Source organism: Shinella zoogloeoides, from assembly GCF_030733845.1.
Classification (GTDB): Bacteria; Pseudomonadota; Alphaproteobacteria; order Rhizobiales; family Rhizobiaceae; genus Shinella; species Shinella zoogloeoides_C.
Map to the genome: position 1 here is coordinate 1281690 of NZ_CP132311.1, position 14231 is coordinate 1295920.

The window sequence follows — 14231 nt, forward strand, 5'->3', positions numbered from 1 at the left end:
CTACCCCTTGCTGCCGATCTTGCTTTCCGTGCCGCTCATCAGGCGGCTGATATTGGCGCGGTGTTTCCACCAGGTGATCAGCGTGAGGACGGCGAACAGCAGTGCCACCTTCTCGTGACCGGTAAACCACAATACAACCGGAGATACGAAAGTTGCAACCAGCGCCGAAAGGGAGGAATAGCGCGTCAGAAAGGCAAGCCCGATCCAGACGACGGCGAACACGGCGACCATCACAGGCACGAGGCCGAGCAGCACGCCGACATAGGTCGCAACGCCCTTGCCGCCCTTGAAGCCGAGCCAGACCGGGAAGAGATGGCCGAGGAAGGCCGCGAAGCCCGCGGCGATGCCGGCTTCGAGCCCCCATCGCGAGGCGATCGCCGCCGCCGCTGTGCCCTTCAGGGCGTCGAGCAGCAGCGTCGCTGCGGCCAGTTTCTTGTTGCCGGTGCGCAGCACGTTCGTCGCACCGATATTGCCGGAACCGATCTTGCGCACATCGCCGAGCCCCGCCATGCGGGTGAGGATCAGGCCGAAGGGGATGGAGCCGAGAAGATAGCCGAAGGCGAGGGCGGCGAGCGTCGGCATCGCGCCGAGCTGCCAGGTGAAGATGTCGGACACGTTTGTTCTCCCCCGGAACCATGCTTCAGTGCCGCCCGCCGGGACTGTCCCTTCCAGCGAGCGGCGGTGCAGACGCCTAGCTCAGCGAATGCACCCGTTTGCCGGCAACATAGGTGCTAACTGCGCGCCCCGTAAAGCGGGCATCTTCGAAGGGCGTGTTCTTCGAGCGCGAGACGAAGCGGTCCTTGGTGGCGAGCCACGGCTCGTCGGGATCGATCAGCACGATGTCGGCGCGCGCGCCCGGCGCCAGCGTGCCGGCATCGAGGCCGAAGATTTTCGCAGGGCGCGTCGAGAGCGCATCGATCAGCCGCATCAAGGAGACTTCGCCGCTGTGGTAGAGGCGAAGCGCCGCCGCCAGCATGGTTTCAAGGCCGATGGCGCCATCCGCTGCGTCCGCGAAGGGCAGGCGCTTGGTATCGACGTCCTGCGGGTCGTGCGAAGAGACGATGATGTCGATCTCGCCCCTTGCGAGCGCATCGACCATCGCCTTGCGGTCGTCCTCGCCGCGCAGCGGCGGGGAGAGCTTGAAGAAGGTGCGGTATTCGCCGATGTCGTTCTCGTTCAGCGCCAGGTGGTTGATCGAGATGCCGCAGGTGACGTTGGCGCCGCGCTCGCGGGCGATCTTCACCGCCTCGGCCGATTCCGGCACGGAAATCTGCGCGGCGTGATACTTGCCGCGGGTCAGGCCCGCGATGCGCAGGTCCCGTTCGAGCGGGATCAGCTCCGCCTCGCGCGGGCTTCCGGAAAGGCCGAGCCAGCTTGCCAGCAGGCCCTCGTTCATCACGCCGCCCGCGCCAAGATGCTTGTCGCGGGTTTCGAGCGCGATGACGCTGCCGAATTCGCGCGCATAGGTCATGGCGCGGCGCAGCACCTGCGCATTGTGCATGGGGTTGCGGCCATTGGTGAAGGCGACGGCACCGGCGGCCTGGAGCAGGCCGAACTCGGTCATCTCGTCGCCCGCTAGGCCCTTGGTGAGGGCGGCGGCCGGGTGGATGTTGACGATCGCCTTGTCGCGAGCGTTCTTCAGCACAAATTCGACCAGTGCGATGTCGTCGATCACCGGGTCCGTGTCCGGCATGGTGATGAAGGTCGTCACCCCGCCGACGGCGGCCGCGCGCGAGGCGGATTCGATCGTCTCGCGGTGTTCGGCGCCCGGTTCGCCGACGAAGACGCGGGCATCGACGAGGCCGGGGGCGGCGATGAGGCCGCGGCCGTCGATCACTTCGGCGCCTTCAGGCGCGCCCTGGTTCTGCGCGCCGCTGCCGATGGCGGCGATCTTCCCGTTCTCGATGACGATGGCCCCGTTCTCGTCGAGGTCGCGGGAGGGATCGAGGATACGAAGGTTCTTGAGGACGGTCGTGCGGGTCATGCGCGGGGTCCCTGGTTCTGCGATAGGAGAAGCGTTTCCATCACGGCCATGCGGACGGCGACGCCCATCTCGACCTGCTGCTCGATCACGCTCTGCGGGCCGTCGGCGATCTCCGAGGCGATCTCAACGCCACGGTTCATCGGGCCGGGATGCATGACGAGCGCATCCTCCTTCGCCGCCTTCAGCTTTTCGGCGTCGAGGCCGTAATAGTGGAAATATTCGCGCACCGACGGCACGAAGGCGCCGGACATGCGCTCGCGCTGGAGGCGCAGCATCATCACGACATCCGCGTCCTTCAGGCCTTCCTCCATGGAGTGGTAGACCTCCGCGCCCATGTCCGCGATGCCGGAGGGCAGCAGCGTGGCCGGCGCGACGACGCGCACCCGCGCGCCCATGGCGTTGAGAAGCAGGATGTTCGAGCGCGCGACGCGCGAATGCAGCACGTCGCCGCAGATGGCGACGATGATGCGCGAGAGCTTGCCCTTGGCGCGGCGGATGGTCAGCGCGTCGAGCAGGGCCTGTGTCGGGTGCTCGTGCTGGCCGTCGCCCGCATTGACCACCGCGCAGGAGACCTTTTGCGCAAGGAGCGCGGCGGCACCGGCGGAGGAATGGCGCACCACCAGCACGTCGGGGTGCATGGCGTTCAGCGTCATCGCGGTGTCTATCAGCGTTTCGCCCTTCTTCACCGAGGAATTGCCGACCGACATATTCATCACGTCGGCGCCGAGGCGTTTTCCCGCGAGCTCGAAGGAGGATTGCGTTCGGGTGGAGGCTTCGAAGAAGAGATTGATCTGCGTCAGGCCGCGCAGCGTCGACGTTTTCTTCTCCCGCTGCCGGGAGATTTTCACCGCCTCGTCGGCGCGGTCGAGCAGGAGGGTGATTTCCTGCTCGGTCAGACCCTTGATGCCGAGAAGGTGGCGATGCGGAAAGAAGTCCATGGGGGCTCCGCCTCAACTGTCGTGGATACGCGCGGTCTATAGAGCGTCGATCCCACGCGGGCAAGGCGAAGAGGGCCGGCATTCGTTCCTTCCCACTCTTTTGTGATGATCCTGGCGTCGCAGGCCGCAACGCCCCGTTTCGCGGCGTCGCGACTTGGGCTAGAACCCGCTCATGACTCGCGACACCGAACAGAAACTCGCCGATCTCAACCAGCCGCCGCTCTGGTCGGGCATCAACGCCTATCGCTCCGACCCGCTGCTGGTCGACGCCACCGACGCCATGCCGAAGGGGCTGCGCGACGAGTTCGACGCGATCGGCCGCTACGTCACCTCGCCGGAGGCGCAGGAGCTCGCCCGCATGGCCAATGAGGGCGTGCCGAAGCTGCGCACCCACGGGCCGCGCGGCGAGCGCATCGATGTCGTCGATTTCCACCCCGCCTGGCACGCGCTGATGCGCCGCTCCATGGCGAGCGGCCTGCATTCCTCGCTCTGGGAAAACGTCGCCGAGGAACAGGGCAGGGCGCACAAGGCGCGCGCCGTGCGCTTCTACCTGACGGCCCAGCTCGAATGCGGGCATCTTTGCCCGCTGACCATGACGAGCGCATCGGTCGCCGCCCTTTCCACCTCGCCGCAGGTGCAGCGCGAGTGGGGCCGGAAAATCCTGTCGCGCAAATACGATTCGGCGAACAAGCCGGCCATGCAGAAGAGCGCCATCACGCTCGGCATGGGCATGACGGAAAAGCAGGGCGGCACGGATGTGCGTGCCAACACCTCCACGGCCGAGCGCGTCGGCGAGGGCATCTACCGGCTGACGGGCCACAAATGGTTCATGTCGGCGCCGATGAGCGACGGTTTCGTCATGCTGGCGCAGACCCGCGAGGGCGTCGGCTGCTTCCTCGTGCCGCGCCTCCTGGAGGACGGCTCCAGCAACGGCCTGCGCTTCCAGCGCCTCAAGGACAAGATCGGCAACCGCTCCAACGCGTCGTCCGAGGTCGAGTTCTCCGATACGTTCGGCTTCCTGCTCGGCGCGCCGGATGCCGGCATCCGCACAATCCTCGACATGGTGACGCTGACGCGGCTCGACTGCGCGCTGGCATCGGCCGGCATCATGCGCGCCGCGCTGGCCGAAGCCGTGCACCATACCCGCGGCCGCCATGTTTTCGGCAAGCCGCTCGTCGCCCAGCCGATCATGACGCGCGTGCTCGCCGACATGGCGCTTGACGTCGCCGGCGCGACCGCGCTTTCCCTGCGCCTCGCGGAGGCCTTCGACAAGGCGCGCGACAGCGCGGAGGATGCCGCCTATGCCCGCATCATGACGCCGGTCACGAAATACTGGTGCTGCAAGATCGCCCCCGCCCTCATCTACGAGGCGATGGAATGCATCGGCGGCAGCGGTTATGTCGAGGAACGCCCCATCGCGCGGCACTACCGCGAGGCGCCGGTCAATGCGATCTGGGAAGGCTCCGGCAATGTCATGGCGCTCGACCTGATGCGCGTCATCGGCCGGGGCCGGGACCTGTTCGAAACGCTCTTCGCCGGGCTTGCCCGCGATCTCGGCCCGGCCGGCAAGAAGACGGTCGACGTGCTGCGCGCCTGCCTGTCGCTGTGCGAGCGCGACGAGGGGGCCGCCCGCATGCTGGTCGAGCAACTGGCGCTCGCCGCCGCCGCCGCCGAACTCTACCGGGCCGGTGCCGGCCGCATCGCCGATGCCTTCCTGGAAACGCGCCTCGCCTCCGGTTGGCGGTCGACCTACGGCATGCTCGATTCGCGCTTCGATTCGGCCTACATCGTCGATCTGCTCTACCCGCCGGCGAGATAGGCGGTCGCCGCGAGCACGATCGGGATGGTGAAGAAGGACGCGATCGTCTGCAGCGTCGCGACGGCCGCATAGAGCGGCGCATCGCCGCCCATCTGCTTGGCCAAGACATAGCCGTTCATCGCCGTCGGCACGCTGGCGCCCATGGCGATGGTCAGGAGCGGTTCGCCGCGCATGCCGAGGGCGTAGGCCGCGCCCGTCATGATCAGCGGCATGAAAATCAGCTTCAGGACGACGGGCAGAGCGGCAAGCGGGCGCGGTTTCAGCGCGTCGGCGAGCTTCAGGCCCGCGCCGACCATGATGAGGCCGAGGCTGAGGGAGGTGCCCGCGACCAGTTCCGCCGCCTGCATCAGCGGCTGGTAGATCGGGATTTCGAAGAGGTTGACCGCTACGCCCAGCATCGAGCCGATGATCATCGGGTTGGTGAGGATCTTCTGCGCGAAGGTCTTCAGGCTCCGCGTGCCCCCGCCGAACCAGACGAGCACGCCGATGTTGTAGAAATTGATCGGGATGATGATCAGCGTCGCCACCAGCGCGACGAGCGCGAGGCTCTGCGGCCCGTAGAGCTTTTCGGCGATCGCCAGCGCGATGAAGGCGTTCCAGCGCGTCGATGTCTGGAAGACGGAAGTATAGGCGGGCGCCGAGACGCCGGCCGAGCGGAAGAGGGGCCAGGCGAGCGCCAGAAACAGCGCGATGAGCGTCACCGACCCGATGGAGCCGATCGCGATGTCGCCCGCGGCGATGCCGGAGAATTGCGCATTGGCGAGCGTCGTGAAGAGCAGGGAGGGGAAGAGCACGAAGAAGCCGAGCTGTTCGAGCCCGTTCCACATGTCGCGGTCGATCAGCCGCCAACGCTTGAGCAGCGCGCCCAGCACGACGAGCAGGAAGACGGGGAGGATGCTTTCGAAGATGGGGAGCATGGAACCGGATCGGCTGGAGTGGAACTGCCGCTCATTCCATGTCGGGGCGGGCAAGGCAAGGGTGGTCTCGTCGGCGGGCCATGTGGAAATTAACCTTAATGCAGGGTTTACGTTGCGCGATCAGGGTTAACGGGCAAAGGTGATGTTTACCTGGTGTTAACCATGTGAAGCGAGTGCGTGATATGGCCAGGACGGCCCGGATTTCGGTCATGACGACCCTGTTTTCCTTCGCGGCGGTGGATATCGTCGTGCCGCTCATCGTGCTCGCCGCGGGCATTGCCGTCAGCGAAGCGATCTTCGCCGCCGGCGACCTGCTTGCGATCGACAGGAGGGCGGCATGAAGTGGTTCCTGATTCTCTGGGCGTTTCCCATCGCGCTGCTCGGCAGCTGGTACGGGCTTTCCTACTACGACATGAATTTCGGCATCTTCATGCTGACGCGCGATGCGCATGACCTGGTGTTCCAGATCTACGGCAACATCCTCGGTATCCCGCCGGAGAGCATTCCGCCGCTGGTAGCGCGCGCCATCGTCGTCGACAGCTTCATCGTGCTCGGCATCGTCGCCTTCCGCCGCCGCAGGCAGATACTCGCCTGGTGGCAGGCCCGCCGTCAGTCGTCGCCGGCTCTCGCCAGAGACGAAAGCCTGTCGAGCGCGCCCTGAAGGATGAAGGAGGCGGCGGCCGAATCGATGCGTTCGGCCCGCTTCTTGCGCGACACGTCCATCTCGATCAGCGTGCGCTCCGCTGCCACCGTCGACAGCCGCTCGTCCCAGAACACGAAGGGAATATCGGTCTTGTCCGCCATGGAGCGCACGAAGGCGCGGGTCGCCTGGACGCGCGGGCCGGCGCTGCCGTCCATGTTCATGGGCAGGCCGATGACGAAGGCGGCGACCTTCTCCTTCGCCGCGAAGGCCAGCAGGACCTCGGCATCCTGCGTGAACTTCACGCGCTTCAGCACCGGCCGCGGCGTCGCCAGCCGCCGGCCGAGGTCGGACACCGAAAGGCCGATCGTCTTCGTGCCGAGGTCGAGGCCCGCGACCGGCTGGCCGGGCAGGAGCGTTTCGGCGAGTTCTTCCAGTGTCAGCGTTGCCATGGGAAAACCTCTCAGCGCTTGCGCACGAATTCCGTGCGCAGCACCAGGCCCTTGATAGCGTCGTGCCGGCAGTCGATCTCTTCGGGATTGTCGGTCAGGCGGATCGTCTTGATGACGGTGCCCTGTTTAAGCGTCTGGCCGGCGCCCTTCACCTTCAGGTCCTTGATCAGCACGACCGAATCGCCGTCTTCAAGCACGGTGCCGGATGCATCGCGCACCACGTTCTGCGCGGCCTTGTCCGCCGCGATTTCGGAGGCAGGACGCCATTCGCCGGTGGCTTCGTCGTAGATGTAATCGTCGTCGCTCATCGCGCGGTTCCTTCAATATGGTGTAAGCCACGCTTATAACGTCCCGGCCATGGATGGAAACGGCCTTCGTCGCTTCTATATTGCGACAGGCAATCAATCGGGAGAACACGCATGAAAATCACCTGGCTCGGCCATTCCGCCTTCCGGATCGAAACGGCGAAGGCCAGAATCCTCATCGACCCGTTCTTCACCGGCAATCCCGCCTTCGACGACGCGACCCGCAAGGATGCCGTCGCCGGCCTCACCCATGTGCTGCTGACCCACGGCCACGGCGATCATGTCGGCGACACGATCCAGATCGCGAAGGAAACGGGCGCGACCGTTCTTGCCAATGCCGACCTCGCCGCCTGGCTCGGCGCGAAGGGCGTGGAGAAGGTCGACATGGGCAATACCGGCGGCACCGTGCATTTCGACGGTTTCTCCACCACCTTCGTCAATGCGCTGCATTCCTCCGCGCAGATCACCGAGGACGGCGTTTCCCATTCGCTCGGCAATGCCAACGGCCTCGTCCTGCATTTCGAGGACGATCCGACGCTCTACCATATGGGCGACACGGACATCTTCTCCGACATGGCGCTGATCAACGAACTGCACCAGCCGGAGATCGGCCTCGTGCCGATCGGCGACCGCTTCACCATGGGCGGTGCCGTGGCCGCGCTCGCCTGCCAGCGCTTCTTCACGTTCGACACGGTCATTCCCTGCCACTACGGCTCCTTCGGCATCATCGACCAGACGGCCGATCTCTTCGTCAAGGCGATGGATGGCGCGGCCACGAAGATCGAGGTACCGAAGCCCGGCGGTTCCGTCTCGCGCTGAGCGGCCGGAAAACGGGCGAGGGGGCGTGGAAGGGACCATTCCCCCGTTGCGCCCCTTGGGCTGGGTCATTATAGCGGGTAGGAAATTTCCTATCGGAGACCATCCATGTCCGTAGATCTAGCCACCGTGAAGCGCGTCGCGCGCCTTGCCCGCATCGCCGTCAGCGAGGAAGAGGCAAGCCGCATGACCGGCGAACTGAACGGCATCCTCGGTTTCGTCGAGCAGCTTTCGGAAGTGAATGTCGAGGGCGTCGAGCCGATGACCTCTGTGACGCCCATGGCGATGAAGAAACGCGAGGACGTCGTCAACGACGGCAGCAAGGCGGACGACATCGTCGCCAATGCCCCGGCGTCCGACCGCAATTTCTTCCAGGTTCCGAAGGTTGTGGAGTAATCCTTGACCGTCACCATCGCCGTCGAAAGCCCGTTGCAGGATGAGGTTCGCACGCTGATCGCGGAGCTGAACACGGTTCTGCTCGCGCTCTCGCCGCCGGAGGCCTGCTATCACCTCACCGTCGAACAGATGGCCGAGCCGACCGTCACGGTCTGGATCGCCCGCGACGGCGACACGGTCGTCGGCTGCGGCGCGCTGAAACGCCATTCCGAGACGGTGGGCGAGGTGAAGCGCATGTTCACCCGGCCGGACTGGCAGGGGCGGGGCATCGGCCGGCGCATCCTCGGCGAAATCCTAGCGACGGCCGAACGGGAGGAACTGGAAACGCTCGTCCTCGAAACCGGCGACCAGCATCCGGCGGCATGGGCGATCTACGAGAAGGCGGGCTTTTCCCGCTGCGGCCCCGTGCTCGACTACCCGGCCTCACCCTATTCCGTATTTTACCAAAAGCAGCTTCTTGCTGCCTGACCCGAAGTGACCGAAGCCATGACCGACCTGACCCGCCTGACCATTGCCGAAGCCCGCGAAAAGCTCGGCGCCAAGGAGATCACCGCCGTCGAGCTGACGGACGCCTATCTCGGCGCGATCGAAGCGGCCAACCCGGCGATCAACGCCTATGTCACCGTGACGCCGGACAAGGCGCGCGAGATGGCGAAGGCCTCCGACGGCCGCATCGCCGCCGGCAAGGCCGGTGCGCTGGAAGGCATCCCGCTCGGCATTAAGGACCTCTTCGCCACCGAAGGCGTGCACACGCAGGCCTGCAGCCACATCCTCGACGGCTTCCAGCCGAAATACGAATCGACCGTCACGCAGAACCTGTGGAGCGACGGCGCCGTCATGCTCGGCAAGCTGAACATGGACGAGTTCGCCATGGGCTCCTCCAACGAGTCGTCCTACTACGGCCCGGTCAAGAACCCGTGGCGCGCGAATGGCTCCAACGCCGACCTCGTGCCCGGCGGCTCGTCCGGCGGCTCGGCCGCGGCGGTTGCCGCTTACCTGTGCGCCGGTGCGACGGCGACGGATACCGGCGGCTCGATCCGCCAGCCTGCCGCCTTCACCGGCACCGTCGGAATCAAGCCGACCTATGGCCGCTGCTCGCGCTGGGGCATCGTCGCCTTCGCCTCCTCGCTCGACCAGGCCGGCCCCATCGCCCGCGACGTGCGCGATGCGGCGATCCTCCTGAAATCCATGGCCAGCGTCGACGCCAGGGACACGACCTCCGTCGATCTGCCGGTGCCGGATTACGAAGCCTCGCTCGGCCAGTCGCTGAAGGGCATGCGCATCGGCATTCCGCGCGAATACCGTCTCGACGGCATGCCGGAGGAAATCGAGGCGCTCTGGCAGAAGGGCATCGCCTGGCTGAAGGATGCCGGCGCCGAGATCATCGACATCTCCCTGCCGCACACGAAATACGCCCTGCCGGCCTATTACATCGTGGCGCCCGCCGAAGCCTCCTCGAACCTCGCCCGCTACGACGGCGTGCGCTACGGCCTGCGCGTCGACGGCAAGGACATCGTCGACATGTACGAGAAGACCCGCGCTGCCGGCTTCGGCACGGAGGTCAAGCGCCGCATCATGATCGGCACCTATGTGCTCTCGGCCGGCTACTACGACGCCTATTACCTTCAGGCCCAGAAGGTGCGCACGCTCATCAAGCGCGATTTCGAGCTGGCCTTCAATGCCGGCGTCGATGCGATCCTGACCCCCGCCACGCCGTCCTCCGCCTTCGGCATCGCCGACGAGGACCTGGCCTCCGATCCGGTGAAGATGTACCTCCAGGACATCTTCACGGTCACGGTCAACATGGCGGGCCTGCCGGGCCTCTCCGTGCCGGCCGGTCTCGACCACAAGGGCCTGCCGCTCGGCCTCCAGCTCATCGGCAAGCCGTTCGAAGAGGAAGTCCTCTTCAAGACGGCGCATGTCATCGAGCAGGCCGCCGGCCGCTTCTCGCCCGCCAAGTGGTGGTAAGGGGCGCACTTTAGCCCCGAACAAACGCGTGCGCCAAAACGTGTCGTAACGGCAACACTTGCCGTTACGGGAGCCTGCGCCTGCGTCTTTTTGCTTGATCCTCCCGAAAGTTGAGAATAAACGCGCCCTCCCGGTCGTTCAGCCGGTGCGGATGTCAACGGATGGAGTTTTCCGCTCCTCCCGCGCGGGGCGGCCCTGCCGTCGTCGTGTACGGATGCCGCGCCGAGAAGACCGGTTTGCGGACCTAGCTCAGTGGTAGAGCGCCGGACATTCCTCCGGAGGTCGCGGGTTCGATTCCCGTTGTCTGCTCCATTGGATAGCTCAGTGGTAGAGCATCAGACCATTACTCTGACTGTGGAAGGTTCGAATCCTTCTCCAAAAGTGCTGACTCGAAATCAGCGACAGCCTTCCAAGCTGTTTTCAATCCGGTCCGGGGACCGGACTGCGGACGGCAGACCGGGGTGGGGCCGAAAGGCCCTTTCCCGGAAAGCCCGATGCCTGACGTTTGCGGTCCGGTTCTCGGTGACGATCAAGCCGCCTCCCGGCCAGCAAGGGACCGCACGGTTCCCGCGCCCGCCCGGACGCTGCGCGATCCTCTCCCGAAAACCCGCCGCCGATGGCCGTCAGCCGGTTCCCGGATCATCTATCGAATACCCCGCCCGCAGGTTCCCCGGGCGATCAGGGTTCCCCAGGGAACGGACAACGAAAGGACGATCGGTTCATGACGTAGCGTATGACCGAAGGAGTAGAAGAATGACGATGTTTCTCGATATGATTTTGGGGCGCACGCGCGTCCTCGTGAAGGCCAACGAGCGCGTGCTCGCGCTCTACAGGGGAGAAGTCCTCGGCATTTTCGGCGCGGGCGAACACAGCCTGCCGAACCGCCGCGGCATGCTCGAACTGGAGCGTCACGACGTGAACCGGGCGGCCTTCGTCTCGGCCTACGAGAAGCCGTTGTTCGATACGCTTCCGGAGGTCGCACGCCGCGAACTGGTGGTCTTCCGCACGAACGCGCGTGAAATCTCGGTCGTCGAACGCGACGGCGAGCTTCACACGGTGCTCGCGCCGAACCAGAAGCTCGTGGTGTGGAACGCTGCCGGTCCGTGGGCCGAGACGCGCATCGACCTGACTGAGCGGCTCGACGTCGATCCGGAGCTGATGCGCCGGCTGACGCGGGCACGCCGGACGGAACTCGTCACGGCCTTCATGGTCAATGACGGGCAGGTCGGCCTGCTTTTCGTCGACGGAACGCACCAGCGCATGCTGGAGCCGGGCCTGCACGCCTTCTGGAACGTCGGCAAGACGATCCAGGTGCGCGTGGTGGACCTGAAGCGCCAGTCGCTCGACGTGACCGGCCAGGAACTGCTCACCCGCGACAAGGTCACGATCCGGGTGAACATTTCGGCCGAATACCGCGTCGTCGATCCGCTGAGGGCCGTCTCGGAGGTCAAGGACTTCGCCGATGCGCTCTACCGGGCGCTACAGTTCGCCTTCCGCCAGACGCTCGGCACGCTGACGCTCGACCAGATCCTTGAACGCAAGGTGACGGTCAACGCGGAAGCCGCCGAGAAGGTGCGGGCCGACATGGCGGCCATCGGGGTCGAGGTCTCGGCCATCGAGCTCAAGGACGTGATCCTGCCGGGCGAGATGCGCGATATCCTCAACCAGGTCGTCGCGGCGGAAAAGCAGGCCGAGGCCAACGTCATCCGTCGCCGCGAGGAAACGAACGCCACCCGTTCGCTCCTCAACACGGCCAGGGTGATGGCGGAAAATCCGGTCATGCTGCGGCTGAAGGAGCTTGAAGCTCTCGAAGCCATCGCCGGGAAGGTCGAGCGCCTGACCATCCACAACGGGACGGCGGGCCTGATGAACGACCTCGTCCAGCTCCGCGACAAGTAGGGGACCGCCCGGCCGAAAGGCCGGGCGATTCTCTTTTGCGCCTTCCCCATCATCGCCGTGGATGGCCGATTTCCCTCTCTCGCCAATCGCCCCGCGCGATGCTTTCATAGGGGTGGAGAGAACCGCCCCATGATCACCGTCCGCAATGCCCGTCAGGAGGATGTCAACGCCCTTGTCGAGATCGGCGTCAGGGCGTGGGAGCAGGCCGTCGTCGGCGTCGCCGACCTCCAGGTGCGGCGCGACTATGCGCGCAACGCCTTCCAGCAGTTCCTCGTCAGTCATTGGCTGCGCGTGACGGTCGCCGAGTTCGACGGCGCGCTCGCCGGCTGGGCGTCCCGCGAGGCGCTGGACGACGAGATCAGCGATCTGTGGGTCGAGCCGCAGCACCAGAAGATGGGCCTCGGCGCGGCCCTGCTCGCCGCCATGGAGGCGGAGATCGTCGCGGCCGGTTTCGAGGCGGCGCGGCTTCAGACCCATGCCCGCAATGTCGCCGCCGTGGCTTTCTTCCAGAAGCATGGCTATGCGGTGAACTGGCTTTCCGTCGATTATTCGGCCCGCCTCGACCGGGATGTGGAATCGGTCGGCCTGCGCCGGCAGCTCGTGGCGGACGAGCCGTCCGGCTACGGACCGGGCGGGTTTTGAGGGGAGGCGCGTGCTCGCCGCGCCTCCCGCTCCGTCACTGGTTGTCCTGCTGCGATCGCACCAGTTCGAGCCCGCGCTGGGTGATGCGGTAGGGCCTGCCACCGGACGAGGCGATGTAGCGCCGGCGCTTCAGCTTGCGGAAGAGCTCGATGTCCAAGCCGCCCGCCCGCCAGCCCTCCCGGGTGACGCAGGCGACGGTGACGATCTTCCTGGTTTCGTCTTTTTCGATTTCGATCCTGCCGCCCTGGGCGAGCAGGTGGAGTATGCGCTGTTCGGCGCGGGAAATGTCCATGGTCCTGAAGATCCGTCTGGCGTTCGAATGAACGCAAAAAAACGTTCCGCCACCCGATGGTGGCAGGGTTCATCGTTTTTCCGACCCTGCACGCAAGCTGTTGCGGGCAGGGTCCTCAGCGGGCCTCAGACGAGCTAGACATCAAAACTCCATTGCGGATGCCCCGAAATAACCGGGACACCCCGAAAGGTCAATGCGACGGCCAGATCAGCGAATGGTGCAGGAAGACGCCGGTCTTCACGCCATTGGCCGAAGCCAGCGAGATGTTCGCCGCCCCGAGCGCGATATCGCCGGCCGCATAGAGGCCGGGCAGGGAGGTCTGGCCGGTGTCGTCGGTGTGGAGGATGGTGCCGACAGGCGTTTCCTTCAATTCGAGGCCGCGATCGGCCGGAATGGTGCTGCGTACCCGCGCCTCCGGCATGACGAAGAGCGCCTTGATCAGCGTCGGGATGCCGGGGCCGGTCTCGACGGAGAGCATGCCGTCCGGTCCGTCGGCGATCGCCGTGACACGGCCCGGCCGCAGTTTCACATTGCGCTGAGCAAGCAAGGCAAGCGCTTCGTCGTCCGGTTCCGGCGTCATGTTGGTGAAGAGCGTCACATTGCCCCAATCGGCGACAACCGCCGCGAACCGGGCGGCGTCCGCCGTGCGGGCCAGCACGCCGACTTCTCCGCCGCCGACCTCGTAGCCGTGGCAATAGGGGCAATGCAGCACCGTCTTGCCCCAGCGCTCCGCAAGGCCGGGTATGGCCGGCAACCGGTCCTCGAAACCGGTGGCAAGCAGCACGCGCCTTGCATCGAGACGCCCGCCATCACCGGTGATGACGGAGAAGGCATCCTTCTCGCCCTCGAGCCGCTCGGCCGGCGCGTCGCGGAAGGTGACGGTCCCGTAGGCGGCGAGCTGACGGCGGGCGTCCGCGAGGATGTCGCCGCCCGGTCGGCCGTCCTGCGCGAGGAAACCGTGCGAATGCGCGGCGAAGCGGTTGCGTGGTTCGCCGGTGTCGAGGATGGTGATGCGGCGGCGGGCGCGGGCAAGCTGCATGGCTGCGGAAAGGCCGGCAAAGCCTCCGCCGATGATGATGGCATCTTCGGTCATGGTTCATCCTTTCTGGTGGGCATGAGGCATCGTTCGCCCGGCGGCTGCCGGTCGTTCGATGCAGATGTTG

17 protein-coding genes and 2 tRNA genes are annotated in these 14231 nt (G+C 65.8%); 11 read left to right on the forward strand and 8 right to left on the reverse strand.

Annotated elements, in window-relative coordinates:
• From plsY to Q9316_RS07285, 3 genes are all read right to left on the reverse strand, one after another.
• The gene (plsY, locus tag Q9316_RS07275; protein WP_306035240.1) at positions 1-582 is read right to left on the reverse strand and encodes a glycerol-3-phosphate 1-O-acyltransferase PlsY; all 582 of its coding nucleotides are present in this window, start codon (positions 580-582) and stop codon (positions 1-3) included.
• Between the two features lie 109 nt (positions 583-691).
• The gene (locus Q9316_RS07280) at positions 692-1984 is read right to left on the reverse strand and encodes a dihydroorotase (RefSeq protein WP_306034546.1); all 1293 of its coding nucleotides are present in this window, start codon (positions 1982-1984) and stop codon (positions 692-694) included.
• Positions 1981-2922, reverse strand: coding sequence for an aspartate carbamoyltransferase catalytic subunit (locus Q9316_RS07285; protein WP_306034547.1), 942 nt, complete (start codon positions 2920-2922; stop codon positions 1981-1983). The genes Q9316_RS07280 and Q9316_RS07285 overlap by 4 nt, the downstream gene beginning before the upstream one ends.
• A 172-nt stretch (positions 2923-3094) precedes the next feature.
• On the opposite strand from Q9316_RS07285, the gene Q9316_RS07290 reads away from it, so the two are divergent.
• A complete protein-coding gene (locus tag Q9316_RS07290) occupies positions 3095-4741 on the forward strand; it encodes an acyl-CoA dehydrogenase family protein (RefSeq protein WP_306034548.1) in 1647 nt (548 codons plus the stop codon).
• Here Q9316_RS07290 and Q9316_RS07295 read toward each other — a convergent pair.
• Positions 4723-5658, reverse strand: coding sequence for an AEC family transporter (locus Q9316_RS07295; protein WP_306034549.1), 936 nt, complete (start codon positions 5656-5658; stop codon positions 4723-4725). The two genes, Q9316_RS07290 and Q9316_RS07295, sit on opposite strands and share 19 nt — an antisense overlap.
• Positions 5659-5867: 209 nt before the next feature.
• Between Q9316_RS07295 and Q9316_RS07300 the strand changes: the two genes are divergently transcribed.
• The gene (locus Q9316_RS07300) at positions 5868-5999 is read left to right on the forward strand and encodes a hypothetical protein (protein ID WP_306034550.1); all 132 of its coding nucleotides are present in this window, start codon (positions 5868-5870) and stop codon (positions 5997-5999) included.
• Entirely contained in the window at positions 5996-6319 is a 324-nt protein-coding gene (locus tag Q9316_RS07305) for a DUF6105 family protein (protein WP_306034551.1), read from the forward strand. The genes Q9316_RS07300 and Q9316_RS07305 overlap by 4 nt, the downstream gene beginning before the upstream one ends.
• Here Q9316_RS07305 and ruvX read toward each other — a convergent pair.
• Both ruvX and Q9316_RS07315 read right to left on the reverse strand, forming a co-directional pair.
• Positions 6268-6750 carry a Holliday junction resolvase RuvX gene (gene ruvX / locus Q9316_RS07310; RefSeq protein WP_306034552.1) on the reverse strand — a complete coding sequence of 161 codons (483 nt, stop codon included), beginning with the start codon at positions 6748-6750 and terminating at the stop codon, positions 6268-6270. The genes Q9316_RS07305 and ruvX overlap by 52 nt on opposite strands.
• Before the next feature lie 11 nt (positions 6751-6761).
• Complete coding sequence (locus Q9316_RS07315) at positions 6762-7058, reverse strand: alkylphosphonate utilization protein (protein WP_306034553.1); 297 nt, start codon at positions 7056-7058, stop codon at positions 6762-6764.
• A gap of 111 nt (positions 7059-7169) precedes the next feature.
• Between Q9316_RS07315 and Q9316_RS07320 the strand changes: the two genes are divergently transcribed.
• From Q9316_RS07320 to Q9316_RS07355, 8 genes are all read left to right on the forward strand, one after another.
• Positions 7170-7874 carry a metal-dependent hydrolase gene (locus tag Q9316_RS07320; protein ID WP_306034554.1) on the forward strand — a complete coding sequence of 235 codons (705 nt, stop codon included), beginning with the start codon at positions 7170-7172 and terminating at the stop codon, positions 7872-7874.
• A gap of 105 nt (positions 7875-7979) precedes the next feature.
• Entirely contained in the window at positions 7980-8267 is a 288-nt protein-coding gene (gatC, locus tag Q9316_RS07325; RefSeq protein WP_306034555.1) for an Asp-tRNA(Asn)/Glu-tRNA(Gln) amidotransferase subunit GatC, read from the forward strand.
• 3 nt (positions 8268-8270) lie between these two features.
• Complete coding sequence (locus Q9316_RS07330) at positions 8271-8735, forward strand: GNAT family N-acetyltransferase (RefSeq protein ID WP_306034556.1); 465 nt, start codon at positions 8271-8273, stop codon at positions 8733-8735.
• Between the two features lie 18 nt (positions 8736-8753).
• Positions 8754-10235, forward strand: a complete 1482-nt coding sequence (gene gatA, locus Q9316_RS07335) for an Asp-tRNA(Asn)/Glu-tRNA(Gln) amidotransferase subunit GatA (RefSeq protein ID WP_306034557.1) — start codon at positions 8754-8756, stop codon at positions 10233-10235.
• A 238-nt stretch (positions 10236-10473) separates the two neighbouring features.
• Positions 10474-10547 (forward strand) — tRNA-OTHER (locus Q9316_RS07340).
• Positions 10546-10617: transfer RNA gene (locus Q9316_RS07345), tRNA-Asn, on the forward strand. Before Q9316_RS07340 ends, Q9316_RS07345 begins: the two co-directional genes overlap by 2 nt.
• Before the next feature lie 371 nt (positions 10618-10988).
• Positions 10989-12134 (forward strand): slipin family protein, encoded by a 1146-nt coding sequence (locus Q9316_RS07350; protein ID WP_306034558.1) that lies wholly within the window; start codon positions 10989-10991, stop codon positions 12132-12134.
• 129 nt (positions 12135-12263) lie between these two features.
• Entirely contained in the window at positions 12264-12776 is a 513-nt protein-coding gene (locus Q9316_RS07355; RefSeq protein ID WP_306034559.1) for a GNAT family N-acetyltransferase, read from the forward strand.
• Positions 12777-12810: 34 nt separating this feature from the next.
• On the opposite strand, the gene Q9316_RS07360 is transcribed toward Q9316_RS07355, so the two are convergent.
• Entirely contained in the window at positions 12811-13068 is a 258-nt protein-coding gene (locus Q9316_RS07360; RefSeq protein ID WP_306034560.1) for a YjhX family toxin, read from the reverse strand.
• Positions 13069-13258: 190 nt separating this feature from the next.
• Positions 13259-14161, reverse strand: a complete 903-nt coding sequence (locus Q9316_RS07365) for an NAD(P)/FAD-dependent oxidoreductase (RefSeq protein ID WP_306034561.1) — start codon at positions 14159-14161, stop codon at positions 13259-13261.
• Positions 14162-14231: the final 70 nt, after the last annotated feature.

What these genes read in the sequence shown, in the direction of transcription:
- plsY (WP_306035240.1), bottom strand. Translation starts at nt 582, where the DNA reads ATGCCGACGCTCGCCGCCCTCGCCTTCGGCTATCTTCTCGGCTCCATC.
- Q9316_RS07280 (WP_306034546.1), bottom strand. Translation starts at nt 1,984, where the DNA reads ATGACCCGCACGACCGTCCTCAAGAACCTTCGTATCCTCGATCCCTCC.
- Q9316_RS07285 (WP_306034547.1), bottom strand. Translation starts at nt 2,922, where the DNA reads ATGGACTTCTTTCCGCATCGCCACCTTCTCGGCATCAAGGGTCTGACC.
- Q9316_RS07290 (WP_306034548.1), top strand. Translation starts at nt 3,095, where the DNA reads ATGACTCGCGACACCGAACAGAAACTCGCCGATCTCAACCAGCCGCCG.
- Q9316_RS07295 (WP_306034549.1), bottom strand. Translation starts at nt 5,658, where the DNA reads ATGCTCCCCATCTTCGAAAGCATCCTCCCCGTCTTCCTGCTCGTCGTG.
- Q9316_RS07300 (WP_306034550.1), top strand. Translation starts at nt 5,868, where the DNA reads ATGACGACCCTGTTTTCCTTCGCGGCGGTGGATATCGTCGTGCCGCTC.
- Q9316_RS07305 (WP_306034551.1), top strand. Translation starts at nt 5,996, where the DNA reads ATGAAGTGGTTCCTGATTCTCTGGGCGTTTCCCATCGCGCTGCTCGGC.
- ruvX (WP_306034552.1), bottom strand. Translation starts at nt 6,750, where the DNA reads ATGGCAACGCTGACACTGGAAGAACTCGCCGAAACGCTCCTGCCCGGC.
- Q9316_RS07315 (WP_306034553.1), bottom strand. Translation starts at nt 7,058, where the DNA reads ATGAGCGACGACGATTACATCTACGACGAAGCCACCGGCGAATGGCGT.
- Q9316_RS07320 (WP_306034554.1), top strand. Translation starts at nt 7,170, where the DNA reads ATGAAAATCACCTGGCTCGGCCATTCCGCCTTCCGGATCGAAACGGCG.
- gatC (WP_306034555.1), top strand. Translation starts at nt 7,980, where the DNA reads ATGTCCGTAGATCTAGCCACCGTGAAGCGCGTCGCGCGCCTTGCCCGC.
- gatA (WP_306034557.1), top strand. Translation starts at nt 8,754, where the DNA reads ATGACCGACCTGACCCGCCTGACCATTGCCGAAGCCCGCGAAAAGCTC.
- Q9316_RS07350 (WP_306034558.1), top strand. Translation starts at nt 10,989, where the DNA reads ATGACGATGTTTCTCGATATGATTTTGGGGCGCACGCGCGTCCTCGTG.
- Q9316_RS07355 (WP_306034559.1), top strand. Translation starts at nt 12,264, where the DNA reads ATGATCACCGTCCGCAATGCCCGTCAGGAGGATGTCAACGCCCTTGTC.
- Q9316_RS07360 (WP_306034560.1), bottom strand. Translation starts at nt 13,068, where the DNA reads ATGGACATTTCCCGCGCCGAACAGCGCATACTCCACCTGCTCGCCCAG.
- Q9316_RS07365 (WP_306034561.1), bottom strand. Translation starts at nt 14,161, where the DNA reads ATGACCGAAGATGCCATCATCATCGGCGGAGGCTTTGCCGGCCTTTCC.